This is a genomic window from Microbacterium sp. 20-116, assembly GCF_041079415.1.
Lineage (GTDB): Bacteria > Actinomycetota > Actinomycetes > Actinomycetales > Microbacteriaceae > Microbacterium.
In genome coordinates, this window is sequence record NZ_JBFYGP010000007.1 from 87,299 (window position 1) to 107,663 (window position 20,365).

Genomic DNA, 20,365 nt, shown 5'->3' on the forward strand with positions numbered 1-20,365 from the left:
CAGCCCCTCCAAGCACGCCGCCCCCTCGCGTAGCCTGACGGCCGTGACGTTCAACGACAATGCCCGCGTGGGCGGCAACTCGGCCAAGCGCCGGGGCGGAACCATGGCGGCCGTCGGCGGCGGGGCCGTGGGCCTCGGCGCGGTGGTCGTGTTGCTCATCTCGATGTTCACCGGAACCGACCTGACGGGCCTGCTCGGCTCGGGCGGGGGCGCTGCGGCCCCCGGCAGCGGCGGCGAGCGGATCGCGAGCTGCGAGACGGGTCAGGATGCAAACGAAAACGACTCCTGTCGTCTCGCTGCGGCCTCGCTCGACATCGACCAGTTCTGGGCCGAGCGCCTCGACGGGTACCGCAAACCGCAGTTGGTCATCGTCGACGGACAGACGGGGAGCTCGTGCGGTACCGCCTCGAACGCGACCGGTCCGTTCTACTGCCCGCCGGACGAGACGGTGTTCGTCGATCCGACCTTCTTCTCGATCCTGCGAGAGCAGTACGACACCACAGCGGGGCCCCTCGCTCAGCTCTACGTGCTCGCCCACGAGTACGGCCACCACGTGCAGAGCCTCACCGGCGTGATGCAGCAGCACCCGAACAACGGCACGGGCGCCGACAGCAACGGCGTGCGCACTGAGCTGCAGGCCGATTGCTACGCGGGCGCCTGGGTTGCCGCGGCGAGCGAGCAGGTGGACGAGAACGGCACCCCGTACCTGCAGCCGCCCACCGACCAGCAGATCCTCGACGCCCTGTCCGCCGCTTCGGCCGTCGGCGATGACCACATCCAGACCGAAGCGGGCCAGATCTCCAACCCCGACAGCTTCACGCACGGCTCGAGCGAGCAGCGCACGCGCTGGTTCGACGAAGGCCGCCAGGGCGGCGTCAACGCCTGCGACACGTTCTCGGTGCCCGGCGGGAGCCTGTAAGCCCGTCGCGCGGCGCGAGCAGCGGTCGTCCCGCGGACTCGGCGGTCCACACCCCGCCTCCGGATGCCGAAACCCGGCGCGCCCGGCCCGGACTCCGCGAAACGGAGGGTGGGGCGGAGGCGCCGGGTCGTGGCATCCGGAATCACTCCTTGTCGGACGGCTCCTGGTCCTCGCGCGGGCGACGGCTGAGGATCACGACGACGATCACACCGACCAGTACGACCGCTCCGCCGCCGATCAGCAGGCCCACCGTCAGGCCGGACACGCCGCCCGAGGTCGAGGGCGCTGCCACCGGGGTCTCGGCGGGAGCCGCGCCCTGGGCGCTCGCGCACGGCGAGGAATCCGCTCCGGCCGAGGTGTTCTCGCCGGTGTACGTGAACGGGATCTCGCCCGAGACGGGGTGTCCGTCGGACGAGACCGCGCGCCACTCCACCGTGTACGCGCCGGGTGCCCCCAGGGCGACCGGGAGGGTCAGGGTGGGGCCGGCGAGAGCCACGCACTCGCTCTCGTAGTGCTTGCCGTCGGGGCCGACCACGATGACGATGTTGCCGCCGTCGTAGCCGAGCAGGTTGGCGCTGAAACCGAGTGTGACCTCCGACAGCGACGAGACGCTCTCGCCCTCCGCGGGCGTCGACGAGACGAGACTGTCGTGGGCCGAGGCAGCCGTCGCCCCGCCGAGGGCGGTGGTCATCGCCGCAGCGACGACCACCGCCCCGACCAGGGCCCGGCGCAGAGCGTTCCGGGTGACCATACTCAGCTGCGCTTCGGGCGACGCGACACCGCGAAGGCGCCGAGCAGGGCGCCGGCGACCGCGATCACGAGAGCCGCGATGCTGAGGCCCAGCGACAGGCCCGAGGAGTCGCCGGTCTGGGACGAGGCCTCCATCGAGTGGTCGTCCATCGTCGGCGCGGCCGAAGCGCTGCCGTGGCCGCTGTGTCCGCCGTGCCCGCTCGCGGGCGGGGTGTCGTTGATGTAGAGCACCGGGGCGGGCTCGAGCGTGTCGTCAGCCGCGACCTGCTCGGGGGTGTTCGTCCAGTCGACGACCGAGCCGTCGGAGTAGGTCTGCACGGCGGGGAGCACGAGGTGCCCGGTGTCGGGGATCGGTCCGAGCACCGCCGAGAAGATCTGGAACTGATCCTGTCCGATACCCACGCCGGGGTCGGCCTGCCAGACGATCTTGAGCGGGCCGTCCGAGATGGTGTTGCCGTCGACCTCGACGGGAGCGGGCAGCGCCCCCTTCTCGACGGAGGCGGTCCAGCCCGGGACGGGCTCGACGAGCACCGAGGTCAGCGGAGTATCGGTCGGCAGCGTGACCTCGAGCTTGACGGTGGATGCCGTCTTGGACTCGGTGGGGACGCGGAAGTTGACCGTGGCGTAGCTGCCGGGGGTCGCCGTGTTGGGGTTGACGGTGACGTGGGCCGAGGCCGCGAGCGGAACGGCGATCGCCAGGGCCGCGCCGGCGGCGAGGCCGACGAGGGCACGTCGAAGAGTGGTCTTTCGAGACATGGTGCTGCTTTCTGCGAAATGCGCACGCCGAAGAGGCGTTGGATACGCGCGAAGGATGAGGGGTGGGGTCAGGCCGCGAGCGGCGGACCCCGGTGCCTCATCGACGACAGCACCGTCATCGCCGTCGTCAGCAGCAGCGGCGCGGGCGCCGAGAGCACGGCATCCGTCCGCGGGGAGAGCCCCCGGAACGGCCGCAGCACCGAGAGCACCGCGACGAAGAACCGCGCGATGACCTGCACCGCGCGTTCCCCTCGGCCGAGCGCGACGACCGTCACGAGAGCGGCGACGGCGTGCGCCGCCCACATCCACGGAGACTCCGACGCGTGGGCCGAGGCACTGTGGCCGCCGGCGGCGCTGAACAGCGAGGTCGTGGCGTGGTGACCGGCCGGCACGAATCCGCCCTGCAGGTCGAGCACGAGCAACGCATGGAAGAGCGCCTGACTGAGGACCACCGCGAGCGAGAGGCGCGTCCACGACATCGCACGGCCCGCGAGCATCACGCACAAGGGCGCGGCGAGGCACAGGGCCAGCACGATGTTGACGAACGGGGGCCGCTCGGCCGAGACCGCCGCGTGCGACAGGGTCGCCACGAACGTCGCGACCGCGGCTGCGGCCATGCCGCGCCCCGCCCGCTGCGCGCGCCCTGCTCTCGACGACATCGAATCCTCCGGGTCAAGCCTAGGCGGCGGCGACGGCGGGGGTGTTCCGTCGTCGAGGCACGTAGGAGCCCTGGCGGCATACGAAGGGCACAGGCGCCGTGGGAAGAAGCCGCCGCGCTCACGGCCCGTCGACGCGCGGGCGGCGGTCTCCTACAGTGAAGGGGTGAAGAAGGCGGCGGCAATCACGACGGGCATCTCGGCCCTGGTGGTCGGCGGTCTCGTAGCTCTCGCCGCACCAGCCGTGGCGGGCGTCTATACACAGGTGTCGTCGTGGCAGACCGTCACAGGGTTGCCCTCCCTCCAGGCCGGTACCGACCCTTCGGCGACGGCTCCCGGAGCGTCCCCGACCCCGCTGCCCGGTGACGATGTGAATGTCGGCGGCGTCTCGATCCCCGTGAATGATCCTGGCGGCTGCGACAAACCGGCGTGGCTGCAGCTCGGACGGGCGAGCGCCAGTCTGAACCGAGACCTCATCGACAGCGGCCCCCGCGAGTACGCGGCGGGTACCGCTGGCCTCGATGACCAGGGGCGCGTCGTGACGTACACCGTCGCGGCCGGCGATGCCCTCGACGCCATCGGCGATCGATTCTGCTTGGCAAACCCCGGATCCGTCTCGACCCTGAACCACACGCGCGTCATTCAGCCCGGCGAACTGCTGCTGCTACGGCCGGACAGCACTCTCCCCTGGATTCCGTACTTCAATCCGAACAGCGCGACGGAGGGGTACCTTCAGATTCCCTACCAGCGCGCGGTCGAGGCGATGAGCGCCGCCGCCCACACGAACGATCTCGATGCGCTCCGCTCGATCTTCGCGAACGACCTCGAGGCGCTCTTCCCCGACCCCGCCGAGGCCGATGTCATTCGCCACGCCCTCGCGGTCGGTGACCTCGTGGCCCTGCGCCAGATGTTCGCCTGAGCCCATCCTCGGTGCCGGACCGGGCTCCCGGTGACACACGTCGCCGCCTCGTTCATGCCGTCCCGGTAGCGTCCCGGATCGAATTGAGTAGCGTCGGGACATGGCCGACGACGCGATCCACGACACCGACACCGCCCTGGCGCACGGCGCCGACATCCTGCGCGGCGAGCGCGTGCGGTTACGCGCGCTGACCGACGCCGACCTCGACCCACTCGTCGACTGGTGGCAGCGCAGCGACAGCGCCGTGCTGCAGCAGAACAGCGTGAACCCGCGCCCGATCGCGGCCGTCCGCGAGATGTTCCAGGCGTGGAGCCGCAACGATTCCCCCGGCGGGGCGGGCTTCAGCATCGACGACGAGGCCGGGCAGCTCATCGGTCACGCGACGCTGTGGGGAGCCGCCCTCCCGGCGCGCATCGCGACGTTCGCGATCATCCTCGGCCCCGACGCCGTCGGACGCGGATACGGTGCGGATGCCACGCGCACCATGCTGCGATTCGCCTTCGACGAGCTCGGGGTGCACAAGGTCGAGCTGCGGGTCTGGGCCTACAACGACCGGGCCATCCGTGCGTACGAGAAGGCCGGGTTCGTGCGCGAGGGTGTGCGACGCGCGGTGGCGTTCCACGGCGGGCGGTTCCACGACGAGGTGCTGATGGGCGTGCTGTCCGAGGAGTTCCGCGCGGGGTGACGCATCTCAGACGCGCGCGCCGCGGTCGACCGAGGGACTCACCTCTCCCGCGCGGTCGTCGACCAAGCGGCGCCGGCCGATCCACCCGGTGAAGCAGCGGCCGTCGGGCCACACCAGCAGAAGCGCCGCGGTCGTCAACGTCAGAAGGGTGGAGGGTCGTTCGAATCAGGTGGTCTTCTCCGCAGACAGGGACACCCAACCGGCGTACGTGTAGTCCACGGAGTAGGTCACTCCTGGGGGGAGGACGCAGTTCGAGCCCTCCAAAGATGTGCCCGCCGGGCACGTCTTGGGACCCAGGACTCGCGTGGGCCAGAAAAGGTCCGATGCGCCTGACTTGTTGTCTCCGCGAAGCCCGGCCTGGTCGTCACCCCACGCCCAGATGTTCGTCGATCCGCTCGTATTCGGCGCCGCCATACCGAAGGCCCTGGAGGCGGACAGGACGACGGTTTGCACTCCCTTGCTGTCCGCCGAGGTCGCCGCGGTCGGGTGCGCCGTGGAGGTCGTCGTCCCATCCATCAGGAGCCCGTACTCGTTGTCGCCCCAACAGACCACCCCGCCATCACTGGCTCTCACGATGCACGCTGAACGGAAACCCGCCTCTAGGGACCGGAACCCGCCGGCGGCGATGATCTCGGGCGTTGTGCGCTCCGGCGAGACGCCGTCGCCCATCCTTCCCCAGATCCACACCTGCCCGTCGACATCTTCCGCGATCGTGAACTGCAGGCCGGCCGAGATCTTGTCGAAACCCTGCTTGCTCGCCCCGTCCGGGAAGGTCACGCGGCTCGGGGTGTAACTCGCCGTCGCGACCCGCCCCAGCTGCGAAGCGCCGCCGGCTCCCCACGCCAGGACGGACCCCTCGGGTGTGATGGCGACAGCGTGTCCGCGTCCCGCCGCCAGCGTCCGGACGACGACATTGACGTGGGTCGGACTGTACCTGGCCGTCGCGTCCCCCACTCCGAGCTGACCGTTGTCGTTTTGTCCCCAGGCGTAGAACGTGCCGTCCGATGCGAGGGCGTAGCTGGAGGAGGAGCCGGAGCTCGTGTCGCCCAGATGGGCGATCGTCACGCCATCGGGAAATGCCACGTGGTAGGGGCTCGTCTGCGCGTTTGTGGTTCCGTTTCCCACCTCGCCTTCCCAGTTCCCTCCCCAGGACCAGACGGAACCGTCTTCGAGGAGAGCGAGGGTCGACACGAGGCTGCTCGCGATCTGCTTCGCTTTCCCCGGCAGAGGGACGCGAACCGGCACCGCCGAGTCCTGGGTGGTGCCGTTACCCAGTTGGCCGCTGCTGTTACGGCCCCACGCCCAGACCGACCCATCGACCGCGAGGGCAGTCGTATGAAATTGCCCGGCGGCGAACGCCGCGAACTGGAGATTCCTCGCGCTCGACGACGCGTCGGTATAGGTGCGATTCGTTCCCGAGTAGATCGTCGTCGCCGATTGTCCGGGCGACGTGCGCTGGACGCGATATGTCACGCCGGAGGTGACATTGTTCGTCGTCGCCCAGCTCTGAGAGGTAGCCGCCGACCACGAGATCACGTTGCTTCCGCTGCTGTTCTTTGTCACGGCGAGGTTCGCCGGCGCCGCCAGAGCAGCGCTGCTCAACTTGTTGCCGGAGAGCTCTCGCACGGCCGTGAAGTAGGCGCCGGTGTTCGTCGAGGTCCCCAGCCCCACGCTCACGAGCGCGACCAGCGCGAGCGCGACTTTCACTCGCAGCAGAGAGGTGAGGACAGACATGGGCCGGCCAACTTTCATGATCGATCAGGACGTTCCGTCACGCCCCCGGCGTTGCCGACCCCTCCCAGAGGCCAGCACGAACACACGACAGCGCTCCTCGACCGCCCCCGTGCCGCGGGGACGGAGTCGTAACCAAACGGTACGCAAGGGAGTTCGTAGGACAAGAACGGATAGTAAATGTATACATGCGCGAACGTGGCTCCGCCAAGCCCCGCGTCACGAGATCTCTCGCAGGCGTCCTCTCATGACAGACGACGCGATCCGTTTCTTCGGCGAGGTGTTGATGGGGGTGCTGGCCGACGAGTTCCGCGCGGGTGGAGGCGCCTCCGTCGGCAAGAGCACTCCCCTCCGTCGCAGCACGGGTGCAGGACGCGGTGGATGCGGCTTGTCATCGCACCCGTAGGCCCCGGTCGACCGAGGGACTCACCACTCCCGCGCGGTCGTCGACCAGGCGACGGCGCCCGATCCACCCGGTCAGTCCGCGGCCGTCGGGCCACACCAGCAGAAGCGCCGCGGTCGTCGACGCCAGAAGGAAGGCCAGCAGCGACCACGGCGCCGGCAGCGCCGCGAGGATCGCGTACGCCCCGGCCCCGGTCGAAACGCAAGGGGCGCGCCACCCACGCGGGGAGGACACCGTTCGTGAAGCGCACCCGCGTGGCGAGGTCGCCGATCGAGCGGCCGGTCGCCAGCACCACCCCGAGCCAGAGCCCCGCCGAGGCGATCGTCCCCGCGAGCGAGGCGACCTGGTCGGTCGAGAACGACAACCTCTCACCGACGAGCAGCACGAGCACGGCCTGCACCACCACGGCCACGGCGACGCCGATCAGCCAGACGCCCACGACGTCGCACACCAGTCCCAGCAGACGGCGGCGACGCGTCACGGGGCGCGGGGTCTCGGCATCCGGAGCCCTCTCCACTCCCCGGTGCTGAGCCGGGACGACGAACGCGAGGAGCGATCCGATCAGAGCGCCGCTGGTGTTCGCGATGAGATCGTCGACGTCGAAGACGCGGTAGGCGCAGGGGAACAGACCCCAGACGCCCGTCAGCTGCGTCGTCTCGATGATCCCCGAGGTCGCAAAGCCGACGAGACCCGCGATCAGGATGCCGCGACCCCCGAGCACCCGCAAGAAGAAGCCGAGCGGGGCGAACAGCAGCACGTTCAGCGCCACCTGAAGGACGACGGGGTCGGTCAGGTACCGGCCCGAGGCGGCGACGGCCGCGCGGACCTCGTCGACGAACACGAAGGGGTGCAGGTTCACGCCCGCGCAGCGGTAGACCTCGGAGTCGGGCAGGGGGATGAGCGTGTACGTCCAGATCGCCCAGAAGTACACGGCCGCCCCCGCCCACAGGAGCGAGCGCCACACCGTGAGCCGACCGCGACGCCGATAGCTGACCGCGACGAACGGCACGAAGGCGAGGATCGCGACCACGGCACCCGCGACGACAGCGAGAACGCCCGAGCCCACGATGTTGTCCACCCCGAGAGCCTAGGCAGAATCGCTCGGGCCCGTAGCCTGGGCGCATGACCCGCGCCGCCGCCCTTCGAGACGCGCTCGTCGCTCGTATCGACGACACCGGCTTCGCCGCGCACGGCGTGCACGTGCGCGTGGGCGACGACGTCGCGATGCAGCGGTGGACGCCGGATGTGCGGGAGGAGATCCACTCCGTCGCGAAGGCCGTCGCGGTGCTGGCGGCCGGAATCGCCGCCGACGAGGGAATCGTGTCGCTCGACGACCCGGTTCGCTCGATGCTGCCCGCGGCGACCGAGGTGACGCTGCGCGACCTGCTCTCGATGTCGAGCGGCATCGATCTGCCGTGGTCCGAGACGATGATGACCGACTGGCCCGATCTCGCCGCGGAGTTCTTGTCTCGCCCCTCGAGCGGCCGGGTGTTCCAATACTCGAACGCCAGCACCTATACGGCGATGGCCGCGTTGTCGCAGCGGACCGGCGACATCGAGGACTTCCTGCGCCCGCGCCTGTTCGCCCCGATGGGATGGACCGATGTGTCGTGGCGCCGCTGCCCGAACGGTCGCGTCCTCGGCGGCGAGGGCCTCGAGCTGCGCACCGCCGAGCTGGCGCGTCTCGGTCTGCTCATCCGCGACGGCGGCGTCATCGACGGCCATCGGGTGGTCTCGGAGGGGATCGTGGATGCCATGCACTCGGGGTGGATCGATACCGGCAGCCCCGGCGCCGGGTACCGTCGCTACGCCCTCGCCGGGTGGGACGGACCGGGCGACGCCTGGCGCCTGCACGGCGCCCACGGGCAGCTCGTCGTCTTCGCCGGCGACGCCGTCGTCACGGTGACCGCGCACGATCACGGCGGCGCTGACGCGGTCGCGGAATTCATCGGGAATACGGCCGCGAAGTGAGCGTTTCTCGCATTGCGAGAATGCGCCGCTAGGTCACGGTCTGGCGACCATGCATTGAACAGCGTGCGCGTCAGATTGCGCATGGCCTCCAGTACGCGTAGTGTCGCGCGCCGTGACTGACGAAAGTCGCGTTGACGGCGAAGAGACGCCGATCGCGAAACGCATCCTGATCGGCGAGCCCCTCACCTCCGAGAAACTCGACGAGCAGCTCCTCCCGAAGAAGATGGCGCTGCCGATCTTCGCGTCCGACGCGCTGTCCTCCGTGGCCTACGCGCCACAGGAGCTGCTGATGATCCTGCTCATCGGCGGAACGACCCTGCTGACCCTGAGTCCGTGGGTCGCCGTCGCCGTCGTGACGCTGCTCGTCGTGGTCGTGCTGAGCTACCGGCAGCTCATCAAGGCCTACCCCTCGGGCGGCGGCGACTACGAGGTCGCGAGCAAGAACCTCGGCGAGGTGCCCGGCGTGATCGTGGCAGCGGCCCTGCTCGTCGACTACGTGCTCACGGTCGCCGTGTCGGTGGCATCCGGAGTCGACAACATCATCTCGGCCCTGCCGGAGTTGAATCCGTTCCGCGTCGAGATCGCCGTCGGTTTCGTCATCCTCATCGTGATCGTGAACCTTCGCGGCGTGCGCGAGGCATCGAGCGTCTTCGCGATTCCGACCTACCTGTTCATCGGGTCGGTCGGCGTGATGATCGTCGTGGGCCTCGCGCGCACACTGCTCGGAGACGCGCCGCACGCCTCGAGCGCCGACTACGGCGTGCAGGCGGAATCGTTGACGCAAGCGGCGCTGATCCTGTTGGTGCTGCGCGCGTTCTCGAGCGGCTGCTCCGCCTTGACCGGCGTCGAGGCCGTGTCGAACGGCGTGCCCGCCTTCCGCATGCCGAAGATCCGCAACGCCCAGACGACGCTGACCCTGATGGGCGGCATCGCCATCGTGCTGTTCGCGGGCCTGACGATGCTGGCCCTCATCTCGGGCGTGCACTACGCCGAGAACCCCTGCCACCTCATCGGCTTCGACTGTGCGAACAACCCGCAACCGAGCCTCATGGCCCAGGTCGCCGCCGCGACCTTCGGCATGAACAGCATCCCGTTCTTCATCATCCAAGCCGCCACGGCGTGCGTGCTGCTGCTCGCCGCCAACACCGCCTTCAACGGCTTCCCGCTGCTCGGCGCGGTGCTCGCGCGCGACGGATACGCCCCCAAGGCCCTCAACACCCGCGGTGACCGCCTGGTCTACTCCAACGGCATGATCATCCTGGGCATCGTCGCCATCGGCGTGCTCATCGTCTACCAGGCCAACCTCACGACGCTGATCCAGCTCTACATCATCGGTGTCTTCGTCTCGTTCTCGCTCGGCCAGATCGGCATGGTCAAACACTGGCGTCGCGTGCTGCGAGGGTTGAAGGAGCTCACTCCCGAGGCGGCGAAGCAGCAGTCCGCCGCGATCGAGCGTCGCTCCGCCGTCTCGGGCCTGTGGATCAACTCCGTCGGTGCGGCCATGACCGTGCTGGTGCTGCTGATCGTCACGATCACGAAGTTCACGCACGGCGCATGGCTGGTGTTCATCGCGATCCCGATCCTCGCGGTGCTGATGATCGGCGTGAACCGCTACTACCGCGACGTCGAGCACGAGATCCGCATGGACGAGACCGTGCACTTCGGCTCGTCGGGAGACGTGGCGATCGTGCTGGTGAACCGGCTGCAGAAGCCCGTGATGAAGGCGATCGACTACGCACTGGCCGCCAACCACCAGAAGACGCTCGCGGTGCACGTCGCCATCACCGACGAAGACGCGGCCAAGCTGCAGAAGGAGTGGGCCGAGCACGACATGCCCATCCCTCTGGTCATCATCGACTCCCCGTACCGCACGTACACCTCGCCGGTGTCGACCTTCATCAAGAAGTACCGCGAGAACAACGGCTCGGCCGTGGTCACGGTGTACCTGCCGCAGTTCATCGTCGGCCACTGGTGGGAGTCGATCCTGCACAACCGCCGCTCGCGCCGCCTCGCGCACCAGCTCATGCTCGTGCACGGCGTCTCGATCACGCTCGTGCCGTGGCTGCTCGACTCGTCCGAGGTCATCTACGGACGCCGCTCGCGGCCCCTCCCGGGCCAGCAGCGCGGCGGTCAGCCGGTGGCCGAGGTCACGGCTCACCGCCCGAAGAAGACCCCGCCCGGCTCGGCATCCTGAGTCTGGCCCGACGCCCCCACCTTCGTGGTGGGGGCGTCGGTGTTCTCGCTGCCCCGTCGACTGTCCAGAGCACGCCGCGGGGAGGGCGGTGCCTCCGGCGTGTTCTGGACACTCACCCCGGCTCCGGCCCGGTCGCGACGAATCGGTGGACGCCGACGGAAGTCTCCGACAGGGTGGATGCCATGCCAGTACTCGCCCTGCTGACCCTCGTGGTGATGGTGGTCGCCCTCGTCGATGTCATCACCCGGCGCGAAGACCAGGTGAAGCACCTGCCGAAATTCGCGTGGATCATCTTCATCGTGCTGCTGCCGCTGATCGGGTCGATCCTGTGGTTCGCCCTCGGCCGGGAGTACGAGACGCGAGCGACGCCGATGTCCTTCGGCGACCCGCGGCGCTGGCAGAAGGACACCGACCCCGCTCCCCCGCCGGCCGCTGCTCGCGAGACCCGCACCACCGAGCAACAGATCGCCGACCTCGAGCGCGAGATGCGCCTCGCCGACCTCGAGGAGCAGGTGCGCCGCCGCCGGGCCGAGGGCGGCGCTCAGTCATAACGCTCACGCCGCGCTGCCCCCTCCCCGCGGCCGCCCCTGTTGAGTGTCCAAAACACCCGGACGGTTTTCAAAAGCGTCCGGGTGTTTTGGACACTCAACGTCGGGCATGGGGGGGAGGGGGCGGGAGGGCGGGAGGGCGGGAGGGCGGGGCGGGTCAGTCCGTCGGACGACGGCGCATCCTCTTCACGTCGGTGCGGCGCTGCTTGGCCTGCAGGCGGCGCTCCCTCGATCCGCGGGTGGGCTTCGTCGCGCGTCGCGGCGGGGCGGGAGGGGCTACGGCCTCGGCCACGAGAGCGGCGAGGCGGGCGCGCGCCGCGTCGCGGTTGCGCAGCTGCGCCCGATGCTCGGATGCCGCGATCGTCAGCACCCCGCCGACGAGCCGGTCACCGAGTCGCTCGATGAGTCGCTCACGCTGCACCCGTGACAGCACGCTCGACGCCACGGCATCCCACATCAATTCGACCCGCGAGTCGGCGGTGTTCACGCCCTGACCGCCCGGCCCCGAAGAGCGCGAGAACCGCCACGACAGCTCCGCGGCCGGGATCACCAGCCCCGCGCTGACGCGCACGTCGGATCCGTCGGAGGAGAGCATGCCTCCATCATGCGCGGTCGGCGGCGACGCCGATGGTCTCGAGACGGCATCCGGCTGACAACTCGGCACCAGCCGGCAACCGGGATGTCAGCGGGTTGCCGTCTCGGCGGCGGCGATCCCCCGTAAGCACCCCGTATGTGTCCGTCAGCGACCCGTAGGGAAAGCATTAGGACGCCGGGATGCCGCGGGCTCGAGGAGTTGTATCGACACACGTGCCGCCCCGCGGTGCCCGCGGATCTCCGCGGTGTGTTCACCAGAATCTGGAGTCGTCGTGCTCGATGCCGTCTTCCTCGCCGCGACCGTCGCGCTCTTCGCGCTGGTCGCCCTCGTCGCGAAGGGGGTCGAGAAGCTGGGCCCCGAAGCCCGCCCCTCGACGTCCCGCACCACCGGACGAGGGGGCGAGCGCCCGTGATCTTCTTCTCGATCCTCGCCGCGGTCCTCGCGGTCGCCGCCGTCGTGTACCTCGTGGTCGCCCTCGTCCGACCGGAGAAGTTCTGACCCATGGACAGCGGAACCATCTGGTCGATCGTCCTGACCAGCCTCACTCTTCTCGTCGCCCTGGGCCTGGCCTACCGCCCCCTCGGTGACTACATCGCCCGCATCTACACCGGTCAGCGCGACCTCGCCGTCGAGCGGGGCACGTACCGCCTGATCGGCGTCGACCCGCGCAGCGCCCAGACCTGGCAGGCCTACCTGCGCTCGGTGCTGCTGTTCTCGTTCGTCGGCGTCGTGTTCGTGTACGCGATCATGCGGCTTCAGGCGGTGCTGCCGCTCTCGCTGGGCTTCGACGCCCCGAGCGAGGCGTTGTCGTTCAACACGGCCGTCTCCTTCGTCACGAATACGAACTGGCAGTCCTACGGCGGCGAGACCACCCTCGGCTACACCGTGCAGTTCGCCGCCCTCACCGTTCAGAACTTCGTCAGCGCGGCCGTCGGCATCGCCATCGCGGTCGCGCTCGTTCGCGGTTTCGCGTACCGCCGCAGCGGTGTGATCGGGAACTTCTGGGTCGACCTCGTTCGCGGCACCTCCCGTCTGCTCCTGCCGTTCTCGATCGTCGCGGCGGTCGTGCTGCTCGCCGGCGGCGTCATCCAGAACCTCTCGGGCTTCACCGATGCCACGACGGTGGCGGGCGCGGCCCAGTCGATCCCCGGCGGGCCGGTCGCCTCGCAGGAGGCGATCAAGCTCCTCGGCACCAACGGCGGCGGGATCTTCAACACGAACTCCGCCCACCCGTTCGAGAACCCCACCCCCTGGACGAACCTCTTCGAGATCTTCCTCATGCTGGTGATCCCGTTCTCGCTCCCCCGTGCCTTCGGCCGGATCGTGAACGACGACCGCCAGGGCTACACGATCCTCGGCGTCATGGGCGCGATCTTCGTGGCATCCGCGGCTCTTCTCACCTGGGCCGAGATGGCCGGGAACGGGACAGCCCCGATGCTCGCCGGCGGCGCCATGGAGGGCAAAGAGGTGCGCTTCGGCATCTTCGGTTCGACGCTCTTCGGCACGACCAGCACGCTCACCTCGACGGGTGCGGTCAACTCGATGCACGACAGCTACACCGCTCTCGGCGGCATGATGCCGATGATCAACATGATGCTCGGCGAGATCGCCCCCGGCGGTGTCGGATCGGGCCTGTACGGCATGCTGATCCTCGCCGTGATCGCGGTGTTCGTCGGCGGCCTGCTGATCGGCCGCACCCCCGAGTACCTGGGCAAGAAGATCGGGCCGAAAGAGATCAAACTCGCGAGCCTGTACATCCTGGTCACGCCCACGCTCGTGCTCGCCGGCACCGCGCTGAGCTTCGGGGTTCCCGGCATCCGGGACGACGTCGAGACGACCTCGATCCTCAACCCGGGCGTCCACGGTCTGAGCGAAGTGCTCTACGCCTTCACCTCGGCGGCGAACAACAACGGCTCCGCCTTCGCGGGGCTCACCGCCAACACCCCGTGGTTCAACACGGCGCTGGGTGTGGCGATGCTGCTCGGACGGTTCCTGCCGATCGTGTTCGTGCTGGCCCTGGCGGGTTCTCTCGCGGCCCAGGATGCCGTGCCCTCCACCGCCGGAACCCTGCCGACGCACCGCCCGCAGTTCGCGGGCCTGCTCGCCGGCGTCGTCGTGATCGTCACGGCCCTCACCTACTTCCCGGTCCTCACCCTCGGACCCCTCGCTGAAGGACTTACCCGCTGATGTCCACCCTCACCCACGCGCCGGTCCCCGCTGCCGACGAGGCGCCGGCCGCCCCGCGCCGCGCGTTCAGCGCCGCTCAGGTCGTCGCCGCCCTCCCGGGCGCGGCCAAGAAGCTCAACCCGGCCGCGCAATGGCGCAACCCCGTGATGTTCCTCGTCTGGGTCGGTGCGGCCCTGACGACGCTCATCGCGATCGCCGAGCCGTTCCTCGGCGGCGATGACACCGGCCTCCCCTTCGGCTTCACGTGGGGTATCGCCGTGTGGCTCTGGCTCACGGTGTTCTTCGCGAACATCGCCGAATCGGTGGCCGAGGGCCGCGGCAAGGCGCAGGCCGCGACCCTGCGAAAGACCCGCACGACGACCTCGGCCCGCCGGGTGGTCGCGTACTCCCCCGGCGACCCCTCCGCCTCGAACGCCGCGGTCGAGGACGTCCCCTCGGGCGACCTTCGCGTCGGCGACATCGTGCTCGTCGAGACCGGCGAGCTCATCCCCGGCGACGGCGACATCGTCAACGGCATCGCGACCGTCGACGAGTCGGCGATCACGGGAGAGTCGGCCCCGGTCGTCCGCGAATCGGGCGGTGACCGCAGCGCCGTCACCGGCGGCACCCGTGTGCTCAGCGACCGCATCGTGGTGAAGATCACCTCGAAGCCCGGCGAGACCTTCGTCGACCGCATGATCGCCCTAGTCGAAGGGGCCTCGCGCCAGCGCACGCCCAACGAGATCGCGCTGAACATCCTGCTCGCGAGCCTGTCGATCGTGTTCGTCGTCGTGGTCCTGGTGTTGAACCCGATCGCGTCGTACGCGGCATCGCCCGTCTCGATCCCCGTGCTCGTCGCGCTGCTGGTCTGCCTCATCCCGACCACCATCGGTGCGCTCCTCAGCGCGATCGGCATCGCCGGAATGGATCGTCTCGTGCAGCGCAACGTCCTGGCGATGTCGGGCCGCGCGGTCGAGGCGGCGGGCGACGTGACGACCCTGCTGCTGGACAAGACCGGCACGATCACCTACGGAAACCGCCGCGCCTCGGCGTTCGTTCCGATGCAGGGCGTCGGAGGCCCCGAGCTCGCCGAGTATGCCTCGCTGTCGTCGCAGGCCGACCCCACGCCCGAGGGCGTCTCGGTGGTCGAGCTCGCGGCGGCCCAGGGGATCGTCGCCGAGATGCCCCGGGGCGCGGAGCCCGTGCCCTTCACCGCGCAGACCCGCATGAGCGGCCTCGACCTGGAAGGCGGCACGCAGGTGCGCAAGGGCGCCGCGTCCGCCGTGGTGGCCTGGCTCGACGGCCAGCGCGCGACGGTGTCCGACGCCACCCGTGCTGAACTCCTGAAATTCACGAACGAGATCGCTGAATCCGGCGGAACTCCCCTGGTCGTGGCGACCCTGGCCCCCGAATCTTCAGGAGTTTCGCACGGGCGCGGCCGCGTGCTCGGCGTCATCCACCTCAAGGACGTCGTCAAGGACGGCCTTCGCGAGCGCTTCCAGGAGCTGCGGGCGATGGGTATCCGCACCGTGATGATCACGGGCGACAACCCGCTCACCGCGAAGGCGATCGCCGCCGAGGCCGGGGTCGACGACTTCCTCGCCGAGGCCACGCCCGAGGACAAGCTCGCCCTCATCCAGCGCGAGCAGGAGGGCGGCAACCTCGTCGCCATGACCGGTGACGGTACGAACGACGCTCCGGCGCTCGCACAGGCCGACGTGGGCGTCGCGATGAACACGGGCACCTCGGCCGCGAAAGAGGCCGGCAACATGGTCGACCTCGATTCCGATCCGACCAAGCTCATCGACATCGTGCGCATCGGCAAGCAGTTGCTCATCACGCGCGGAGCGCTGACCACGTTCTCGCTCGCCAACGACATAGCCAAGTACTTCGCCATCATCCCGGCGATGTTCATGGGCGTGTTCCCGGGCCTGGCGGCGCTGAACATCATGGGGCTGCACTCCCCCGCCTCGGCCGTGACGAGCGCGATCATCTTCAACGCGATCGTCATCATCGTGCTGATCCCGCTGGCCCTGCGCGGTGTGAAGTACCGCGCGGCGAGCGCGTCGAGCATCCTCAGCCGCAACCTGCTCGTCTACGGGCTCGGCGGCGTCATCGTCCCCTTCATCGGCATCAAGCTCATCGACCTCGTCGTGAGCCTGCTCCCCGGTTTCTGAAAGGCCCCGTCATGCGCACCACCCTGCGTACCACCGCCGTCGCCGTCCGCGCGATGGTCGTCTTCACCCTCCTGCTCGGCGTCGCCTACATGCTGCTGATCACCGCGGTCGGACAGGTCGCCCTGCCGTTCCAAGCGAACGGATCGCTCATCAAGACCGCCGACGGCACCGTCACCGGCTCGCAGCTGATCGGGCAGTCGTTCCAGGATGCCGACGGCAACGCTCTCCCCCAGTACTTCCAGTCGCGACCGTCTGCCGCGAGCTACGACTCCTCGGCCTCGACCGGCTCGAACCTGGGCCCCGAGAACCCGGACCTGATCGCCTCGATCGAGGAGGGCCGTGCGGCGTTCAGCGAGCTGAACGGCCCGGGCTCGATCCCCGCCGACGCGGTGACCGCCTCGGGCTCGGGCCTCGACCCCGACATCTCGTTCGAGAACGCCGAACGCCAGGTCGCACGGGTCGCCGAAGCCCGCGGCATCCCGTCGTCCGAGGTCGCAGCCCTCGTGTCGGAGCACACGCTTCCCCGCGATCTCGGATACCTCGGCGACCCGCGCGTGAACGTCGTGGAGCTCAATCGCGCGCTCGACGCCCGCTGAGAGACGAGAATCGCTGTCATGACCCTGTCGCCCGTCGCCGCCGTCGCACCCTCCGTGCGGCGGCGGCGTCGTTCGCCGGAACCCCGGTCGCGCACGGGGGGCGTCGCGTGAAGCGCGGGCGCTTGCGCGTGCTGCTGGGCATGGCGCCCGGCGTCGGCAAGACGTACGAGATGCTCGAGGAAGGGCGCCGGCTGCGCTCGGAGGGCCACGACGTCGTCATCGCGATCGTCGAGACGCACGGCCGCGTCGCGACCGCGGCGCAAGCCGAAGGCCTCGAGGTGGTTCCGCGCCGTGCCGTGGCGCACCGCGGCGTCGCGCTCGATGAGATGGACCTGGATGCCGTGCTCGAACGGCTCCCGAGAATCGCGCTCGTCGACGAACTCGCGCACACCAACGTCCCCGGCTCTCGCAACGACAAACGCTGGATCGACGTCGAAGAGCTGCTCGAGGCGGGCATCGACGTGATCACGACCGTCAACGTGCAGCACATCGAATCCCTGAACGACGTGGTCGAGAAGATCACCGGCGTCGTTCAGCGCGAGACGGTCCCGGATGCCGTGGTCCGAGCCGCCGACCAGATCGAGGTCGTCGACCTGGCACCGCAGTCCCTGCGCGACCGCCTCGCGGCGGGCTCGGTCTACCCGGCGGAGCGGATCGACGCCGCTCTGTCGAACTACTTCCGTCTCGGCAACCTCACGGCGCTGCGCGAACTCGCCCTGCTGTGGCTCGCCGACGAGGTCGACTCCGCCCTGCAGCGGTACCGCACCGAGCACGGCATCGAGGGTTCGTGGCAGGCGCGCGAGCGCGTCGTGGTGGCCCTGACCGGCGGGCCCGAGGGCGAGACGCTGCTGCGCCGCGGCGCCCGGATCGCGGCACGCTCCGCCGGCGGCGAGCTGCTCGCCGTGCACGTGTCGACGCAGGACGGCCTGCGCGCGAGCGCCCCCGGCGCCCTGGCCGCGCAGCGCGCCCTCGTCGAGACCCTCGGCGGCACGTATCACCAGGTCGTCGGCGATGACGTGGCCACCGCCCTGGTCGATTTCGCGCGATCGGTCAACGCCTCTCAGCTGGTCATCGGGGTGAGCCGTCGCGGGCGTCTCGGCGCGGCCCTGACCGGACCGGGCATCGGGGCGACCGTGATCCGCGCCTCGGGCGACATCGACGTGCACATCGTGAACCACGCCCGCGCGGGCGGCCGGTTCGCCCTCCCCCGGCTCGCGGGCCCCGCGCTGAGCGCGAAGCGGCGCATCCTGGGTTTCGTCACCGCCCTCGTCGGCGGGCCCCTTCTGTCGCTGCTGATGATCGCGACCGGTTCCGACGAGTCGATCACCGCCGACGTGCTGGCCTATCAGCTGCTGGTCGTGGTCGTCGCGCTCGTCGGCGGCATCTGGCCGGCGGTGTTCGCGGCCGTGCTGTCGGGCGTCACGCTCGACTTCCTGTTCATCGCCCCCATCTACACGATCACCATCAGCGACCCCGCGCACGCGCTGTCGCTGACCCTGTACGTCGTCATCGCCGTGCTCGTCAGCGTCGTCGTCGACCAGGCCGCCCGCCGCGCGCGGGCCGCCCGACGCGCCGCGGCGGAGTCCGAGATGCTCGCCACGATCGCCGGCAGCGTGCTGCGGGGCGAAAGCGCCGTGCCCGCGCTGATCAGCCGCGCGCGCGAGGCGTTCGGCCTCGCGGGAGTCCGCCTGGTCGCCGCCGACGGCACGGTGCTCGCCACGGACGGCGAGCCCGTGCGCGACGACCGCGCGGTCGCGGTGCCCGTCGGCGACGGGCGCGCGACCCTCGAGCTGCACGGCGGCGACCTCGACGCCTCGGAACGACGCCTGCTCGACGTCGTCGTGGCACAGCTCGCCGCCGCACTCGAGCGCACCGATCTCGCCGAGACCGCGGCCGAGGCCGGCGCGCTCGCCGAGACCGACCAGGTGCGCACCGCCCTGCTGTCGGCCGTCAGCCATGACCTCCGCCGTCCGCTCGCCGCCGCCGTCGCCTCGCTCGGCGGCCTGCGCGCCGCCGGCGACCAGCTCTCCGACGACGACCGCCAGGTGCTGCTCGAGACCGCAGACGAAAGCCTGGCGACGCTGTCCGTGCTCGTCACCGACCTGCTCGACGTCAGCCGCGTGCAGGCCGGCGTGCTCGCCGTGTCTCTGACGGCGACCGACGCCGCGGGTGTCGTGCTCTCCGCCCTCGACGAGCTCGACCTCGGCCCCGACGACGTCGAGCTCGCGCTCGACCCCGACCTGCCGATGCTCCGCGCCGACCCCGTGCTGCTGCAGCGCGTGCTGGTCAACGTGCTCACCAACGCCCAGCGCTACTCGCCCGACGGCGAGCGCGTCCGCATCGCGACGAGCCGCCTCGGCGGCACCGCCGAGATCCGCGTGATCGACCACGGCCCCGGTATCGCCGCCGACCGCCGCGAGGACATGTTCTCGCCCTTCCAGCGCCTGGGCGACACCGACAACACCGCGGGTCTGGGCCTGGGTCTGGCCCTCTCGCGCGGCTTCGCCGAGGGCATGGGCGGCACGCTCACCCCGGAGGACACCCCCGGCGGCGGCCTCACCATGGTCGTGGCGCTGCCCGTGGCCGATGCGGAGGCCACGGCATCCGGAATCTCGAGGAGGATGCCGTGAAGGTACTCATCGCCGATGACGACCCGCAGCTCGTGCGAGCCCTGCGCATCACGCTGGCCGCGCACGGCTACGACGTGGTGGCGGCGGCCGATGGTGCCGCGGCCATCACCCTCGCCGCGGGGGCGCACCCCGACATCGTCCTTCTCGACCTCGGGATGCCGCACCTCGACGGCGTGCAGGTGATCCACGCCCTGCGCGGGTGGACGACGGCGCCCATCATCGTCGTCTCGGGTCGCACGGGCTCGGCCGACAAGGTCGAGGCGCTCGACGCCGGGGCAGACGACTTCGTCACCAAGCCGTTCCAGATCGACGAACTGCTGGCGCGTCTGCGCGTGCACGCGCGGCGCTCAGTGCCGTCGTCGGGCGATGCCGTCGTGCGCTTCGGCGACGTCGAGGTCGACCTATCGGCCAAGGCCGTGCTGCGCGGAGGCGCACGCGTGCACCTGACGCCGACCGAGTGGCGCATGCTCGAGTTCCTCGCCCGCAACCCCGGTTCTCTCGTGACGCGACAGACGCTGCTGAAGGAGATCTGGGCGAGCGAGCAGGTCGCCGACTCGGGCTATCTGCGGCTGTACATGTCGCAACTGCGAAAGAAGCTCGAGGTCGATCCCTCGGCGCCCGTGCACCTGCTCACCGAGCAGGGGATGGGGTACCGGCTCGTCGTGTGAG

20 protein-coding genes are annotated in these 20,365 nt (G+C 70.0%); 13 read left to right on the plus strand and 7 right to left on the minus strand.

Annotated elements, in window-relative coordinates; translation table 11 throughout:
• Positions 1-43 precede the first annotated feature (43 nt).
• Positions 44-919, plus strand: coding sequence for a neutral zinc metallopeptidase (locus AB6V29_RS13435; protein ID WP_267789024.1), 876 nt, complete (start codon positions 44-46; stop codon positions 917-919).
• A gap of 142 nt (positions 920-1,061) precedes the next feature.
• Here the strand turns inward: AB6V29_RS13435 and AB6V29_RS13440 are convergent, their stop codons facing one another.
• From AB6V29_RS13440 to AB6V29_RS13450, 3 genes are all read right to left on the minus strand, one after another.
• Positions 1,062-1,670, minus strand: coding sequence for a copper resistance CopC family protein (locus tag AB6V29_RS13440; protein WP_267789023.1), 609 nt, complete (start codon positions 1,668-1,670; stop codon positions 1,062-1,064).
• A gap of 2 nt (positions 1,671-1,672) precedes the next feature.
• Entirely contained in the window at positions 1,673-2,425 is a 753-nt protein-coding gene (locus AB6V29_RS13445) for a YcnI family protein (RefSeq protein ID WP_267789022.1), read from the minus strand.
• 68 nt (positions 2,426-2,493) lie between these two features.
• Positions 2,494-3,084: a hypothetical protein gene (locus tag AB6V29_RS13450; protein WP_210076960.1), complete on the minus strand. Its 591-nt coding sequence runs from the start codon at positions 3,082-3,084 to the stop codon at positions 2,494-2,496.
• 163 nt (positions 3,085-3,247) lie between these two features.
• On the opposite strand from AB6V29_RS13450, the gene AB6V29_RS13455 reads away from it, so the two are divergent.
• Both AB6V29_RS13455 and AB6V29_RS13460 read left to right on the plus strand, forming a co-directional pair.
• Positions 3,248-4,000, plus strand: coding sequence for a hypothetical protein (locus AB6V29_RS13455; RefSeq protein ID WP_369359245.1), 753 nt, complete (start codon positions 3,248-3,250; stop codon positions 3,998-4,000).
• Between the two features lie 100 nt (positions 4,001-4,100).
• A complete protein-coding gene (locus AB6V29_RS13460; protein ID WP_369359248.1) occupies positions 4,101-4,685 on the plus strand; it encodes a GNAT family N-acetyltransferase in 585 nt (194 codons plus the stop codon).
• A 6-nt stretch (positions 4,686-4,691) separates the two neighbouring features.
• On the opposite strand, the gene AB6V29_RS13465 is transcribed toward AB6V29_RS13460, so the two are convergent.
• The 3 genes from AB6V29_RS13465 to AB6V29_RS13475 all read right to left on the minus strand — a co-directional run bounded on the left by AB6V29_RS13465 (position 4,692) and on the right by AB6V29_RS13475 (position 7,897).
• Complete coding sequence (locus tag AB6V29_RS13465) at positions 4,692-4,823, minus strand: hypothetical protein (protein WP_369359251.1); 132 nt, start codon at positions 4,821-4,823, stop codon at positions 4,692-4,694.
• Positions 4,824-4,850: 27 nt separating this feature from the next.
• A complete protein-coding gene (locus AB6V29_RS13470; protein WP_369359253.1) occupies positions 4,851-6,419 on the minus strand; it encodes an RCC1 domain-containing protein in 1,569 nt (522 codons plus the stop codon).
• Between the two features lie 242 nt (positions 6,420-6,661).
• Positions 6,662-7,897, minus strand: coding sequence for a VanZ family protein (locus AB6V29_RS13475; RefSeq protein ID WP_369359254.1), 1,236 nt, complete (start codon positions 7,895-7,897; stop codon positions 6,662-6,664).
• 44 nt (positions 7,898-7,941) lie between these two features.
• Here AB6V29_RS13475 and AB6V29_RS13480 point away from each other — a divergent pair, with 44 nt between their 5' ends.
• From AB6V29_RS13480 to AB6V29_RS13490, 3 genes are all read left to right on the plus strand, one after another.
• On the plus strand, positions 7,942-8,790 hold the full coding sequence (locus AB6V29_RS13480; protein ID WP_369359256.1) for a serine hydrolase domain-containing protein: 849 nt from the start codon (positions 7,942-7,944) through the stop codon (positions 8,788-8,790).
• Between the two features lie 100 nt (positions 8,791-8,890).
• The gene (locus AB6V29_RS13485; protein WP_267789016.1) at positions 8,891-10,984 is read left to right on the plus strand and encodes an APC family permease; all 2,094 of its coding nucleotides are present in this window, start codon (positions 8,891-8,893) and stop codon (positions 10,982-10,984) included.
• Between the two features lie 182 nt (positions 10,985-11,166).
• The gene (locus AB6V29_RS13490) at positions 11,167-11,535 is read left to right on the plus strand and encodes a PLD nuclease N-terminal domain-containing protein (protein ID WP_267789015.1); all 369 of its coding nucleotides are present in this window, start codon (positions 11,167-11,169) and stop codon (positions 11,533-11,535) included.
• Positions 11,536-11,689: 154 nt separating this feature from the next.
• Here AB6V29_RS13490 and arfB read toward each other — a convergent pair whose 3' ends face one another.
• Positions 11,690-12,127, minus strand: coding sequence for an alternative ribosome rescue aminoacyl-tRNA hydrolase ArfB (gene arfB, locus AB6V29_RS13495; RefSeq protein WP_369359259.1), 438 nt, complete (start codon positions 12,125-12,127; stop codon positions 11,690-11,692).
• A 271-nt stretch (positions 12,128-12,398) separates the two neighbouring features.
• Between arfB and AB6V29_RS13500 the strand changes: the two genes are divergently transcribed.
• The 7 genes from AB6V29_RS13500 (at position 12,399) to AB6V29_RS13530 (ending at position 20,364) form a co-directional block, all read left to right on the plus strand.
• Complete coding sequence (locus AB6V29_RS13500) at positions 12,399-12,539, plus strand: hypothetical protein (RefSeq protein WP_267789013.1); 141 nt, start codon at positions 12,399-12,401, stop codon at positions 12,537-12,539.
• Positions 12,536-12,625: a K(+)-transporting ATPase subunit F gene (gene kdpF / locus AB6V29_RS13505; protein WP_074696280.1), complete on the plus strand. Its 90-nt coding sequence runs from the start codon at positions 12,536-12,538 to the stop codon at positions 12,623-12,625. Before AB6V29_RS13500 ends, kdpF begins: the two co-directional genes overlap by 4 nt.
• Before the next feature lie 3 nt (positions 12,626-12,628).
• Positions 12,629-14,314, plus strand: a complete 1,686-nt coding sequence (kdpA, locus tag AB6V29_RS13510) for a potassium-transporting ATPase subunit KdpA (protein ID WP_369359263.1) — start codon at positions 12,629-12,631, stop codon at positions 14,312-14,314.
• Positions 14,314-16,470, plus strand: coding sequence for a potassium-transporting ATPase subunit KdpB (gene kdpB, locus AB6V29_RS13515; protein WP_369359265.1), 2,157 nt, complete (start codon positions 14,314-14,316; stop codon positions 16,468-16,470). The genes kdpA and kdpB overlap by 1 nt, the downstream gene beginning before the upstream one ends.
• An 11-nt stretch (positions 16,471-16,481) precedes the next feature.
• Positions 16,482-17,066 (plus strand): potassium-transporting ATPase subunit KdpC, encoded by a 585-nt coding sequence (gene kdpC, locus AB6V29_RS13520; protein ID WP_369359266.1) that lies wholly within the window; start codon positions 16,482-16,484, stop codon positions 17,064-17,066.
• 107 nt (positions 17,067-17,173) lie between these two features.
• Positions 17,174-19,696, plus strand: coding sequence for an ATP-binding protein (locus AB6V29_RS13525; protein ID WP_369359269.1), 2,523 nt, complete (start codon positions 17,174-17,176; stop codon positions 19,694-19,696).
• Complete coding sequence (locus tag AB6V29_RS13530; RefSeq protein WP_210076970.1) at positions 19,693-20,364, plus strand: response regulator; 672 nt, start codon at positions 19,693-19,695, stop codon at positions 20,362-20,364. Before AB6V29_RS13525 ends, AB6V29_RS13530 begins: the two co-directional genes overlap by 4 nt.
• Position 20,365: the final 1 nt, after the last annotated feature.

Coding starts and splice junctions, on each gene's coding strand:
- AB6V29_RS13440 (WP_267789023.1), bottom strand. CDS start 1,670: ATGGTCACCCGGAACGCTCTGCGCCGGGCCCTGGTCGGGGCGGTGGTC.
- AB6V29_RS13445 (WP_267789022.1), bottom strand. CDS start 2,425: ATGTCTCGAAAGACCACTCTTCGACGTGCCCTCGTCGGCCTCGCCGCC.
- AB6V29_RS13450 (WP_210076960.1), bottom strand. CDS start 3,084: ATGTCGTCGAGAGCAGGGCGCGCGCAGCGGGCGGGGCGCGGCATGGCC.
- AB6V29_RS13460 (WP_369359248.1), top strand. CDS start 4,101: ATGGCCGACGACGCGATCCACGACACCGACACCGCCCTGGCGCACGGC.
- AB6V29_RS13470 (WP_369359253.1), bottom strand. CDS start 6,419: ATGTCTGTCCTCACCTCTCTGCTGCGAGTGAAAGTCGCGCTCGCGCTG.
- AB6V29_RS13480 (WP_369359256.1), top strand. CDS start 7,942: ATGACCCGCGCCGCCGCCCTTCGAGACGCGCTCGTCGCTCGTATCGAC.
- AB6V29_RS13490 (WP_267789015.1), top strand. CDS start 11,167: ATGCCAGTACTCGCCCTGCTGACCCTCGTGGTGATGGTGGTCGCCCTC.
- arfB (WP_369359259.1), bottom strand. CDS start 12,127: ATGCTCTCCTCCGACGGATCCGACGTGCGCGTCAGCGCGGGGCTGGTG.
- kdpA (WP_369359263.1), top strand. CDS start 12,629: ATGGACAGCGGAACCATCTGGTCGATCGTCCTGACCAGCCTCACTCTT.
- kdpB (WP_369359265.1), top strand. CDS start 14,314: ATGTCCACCCTCACCCACGCGCCGGTCCCCGCTGCCGACGAGGCGCCG.
- kdpC (WP_369359266.1), top strand. CDS start 16,482: ATGCGCACCACCCTGCGTACCACCGCCGTCGCCGTCCGCGCGATGGTC.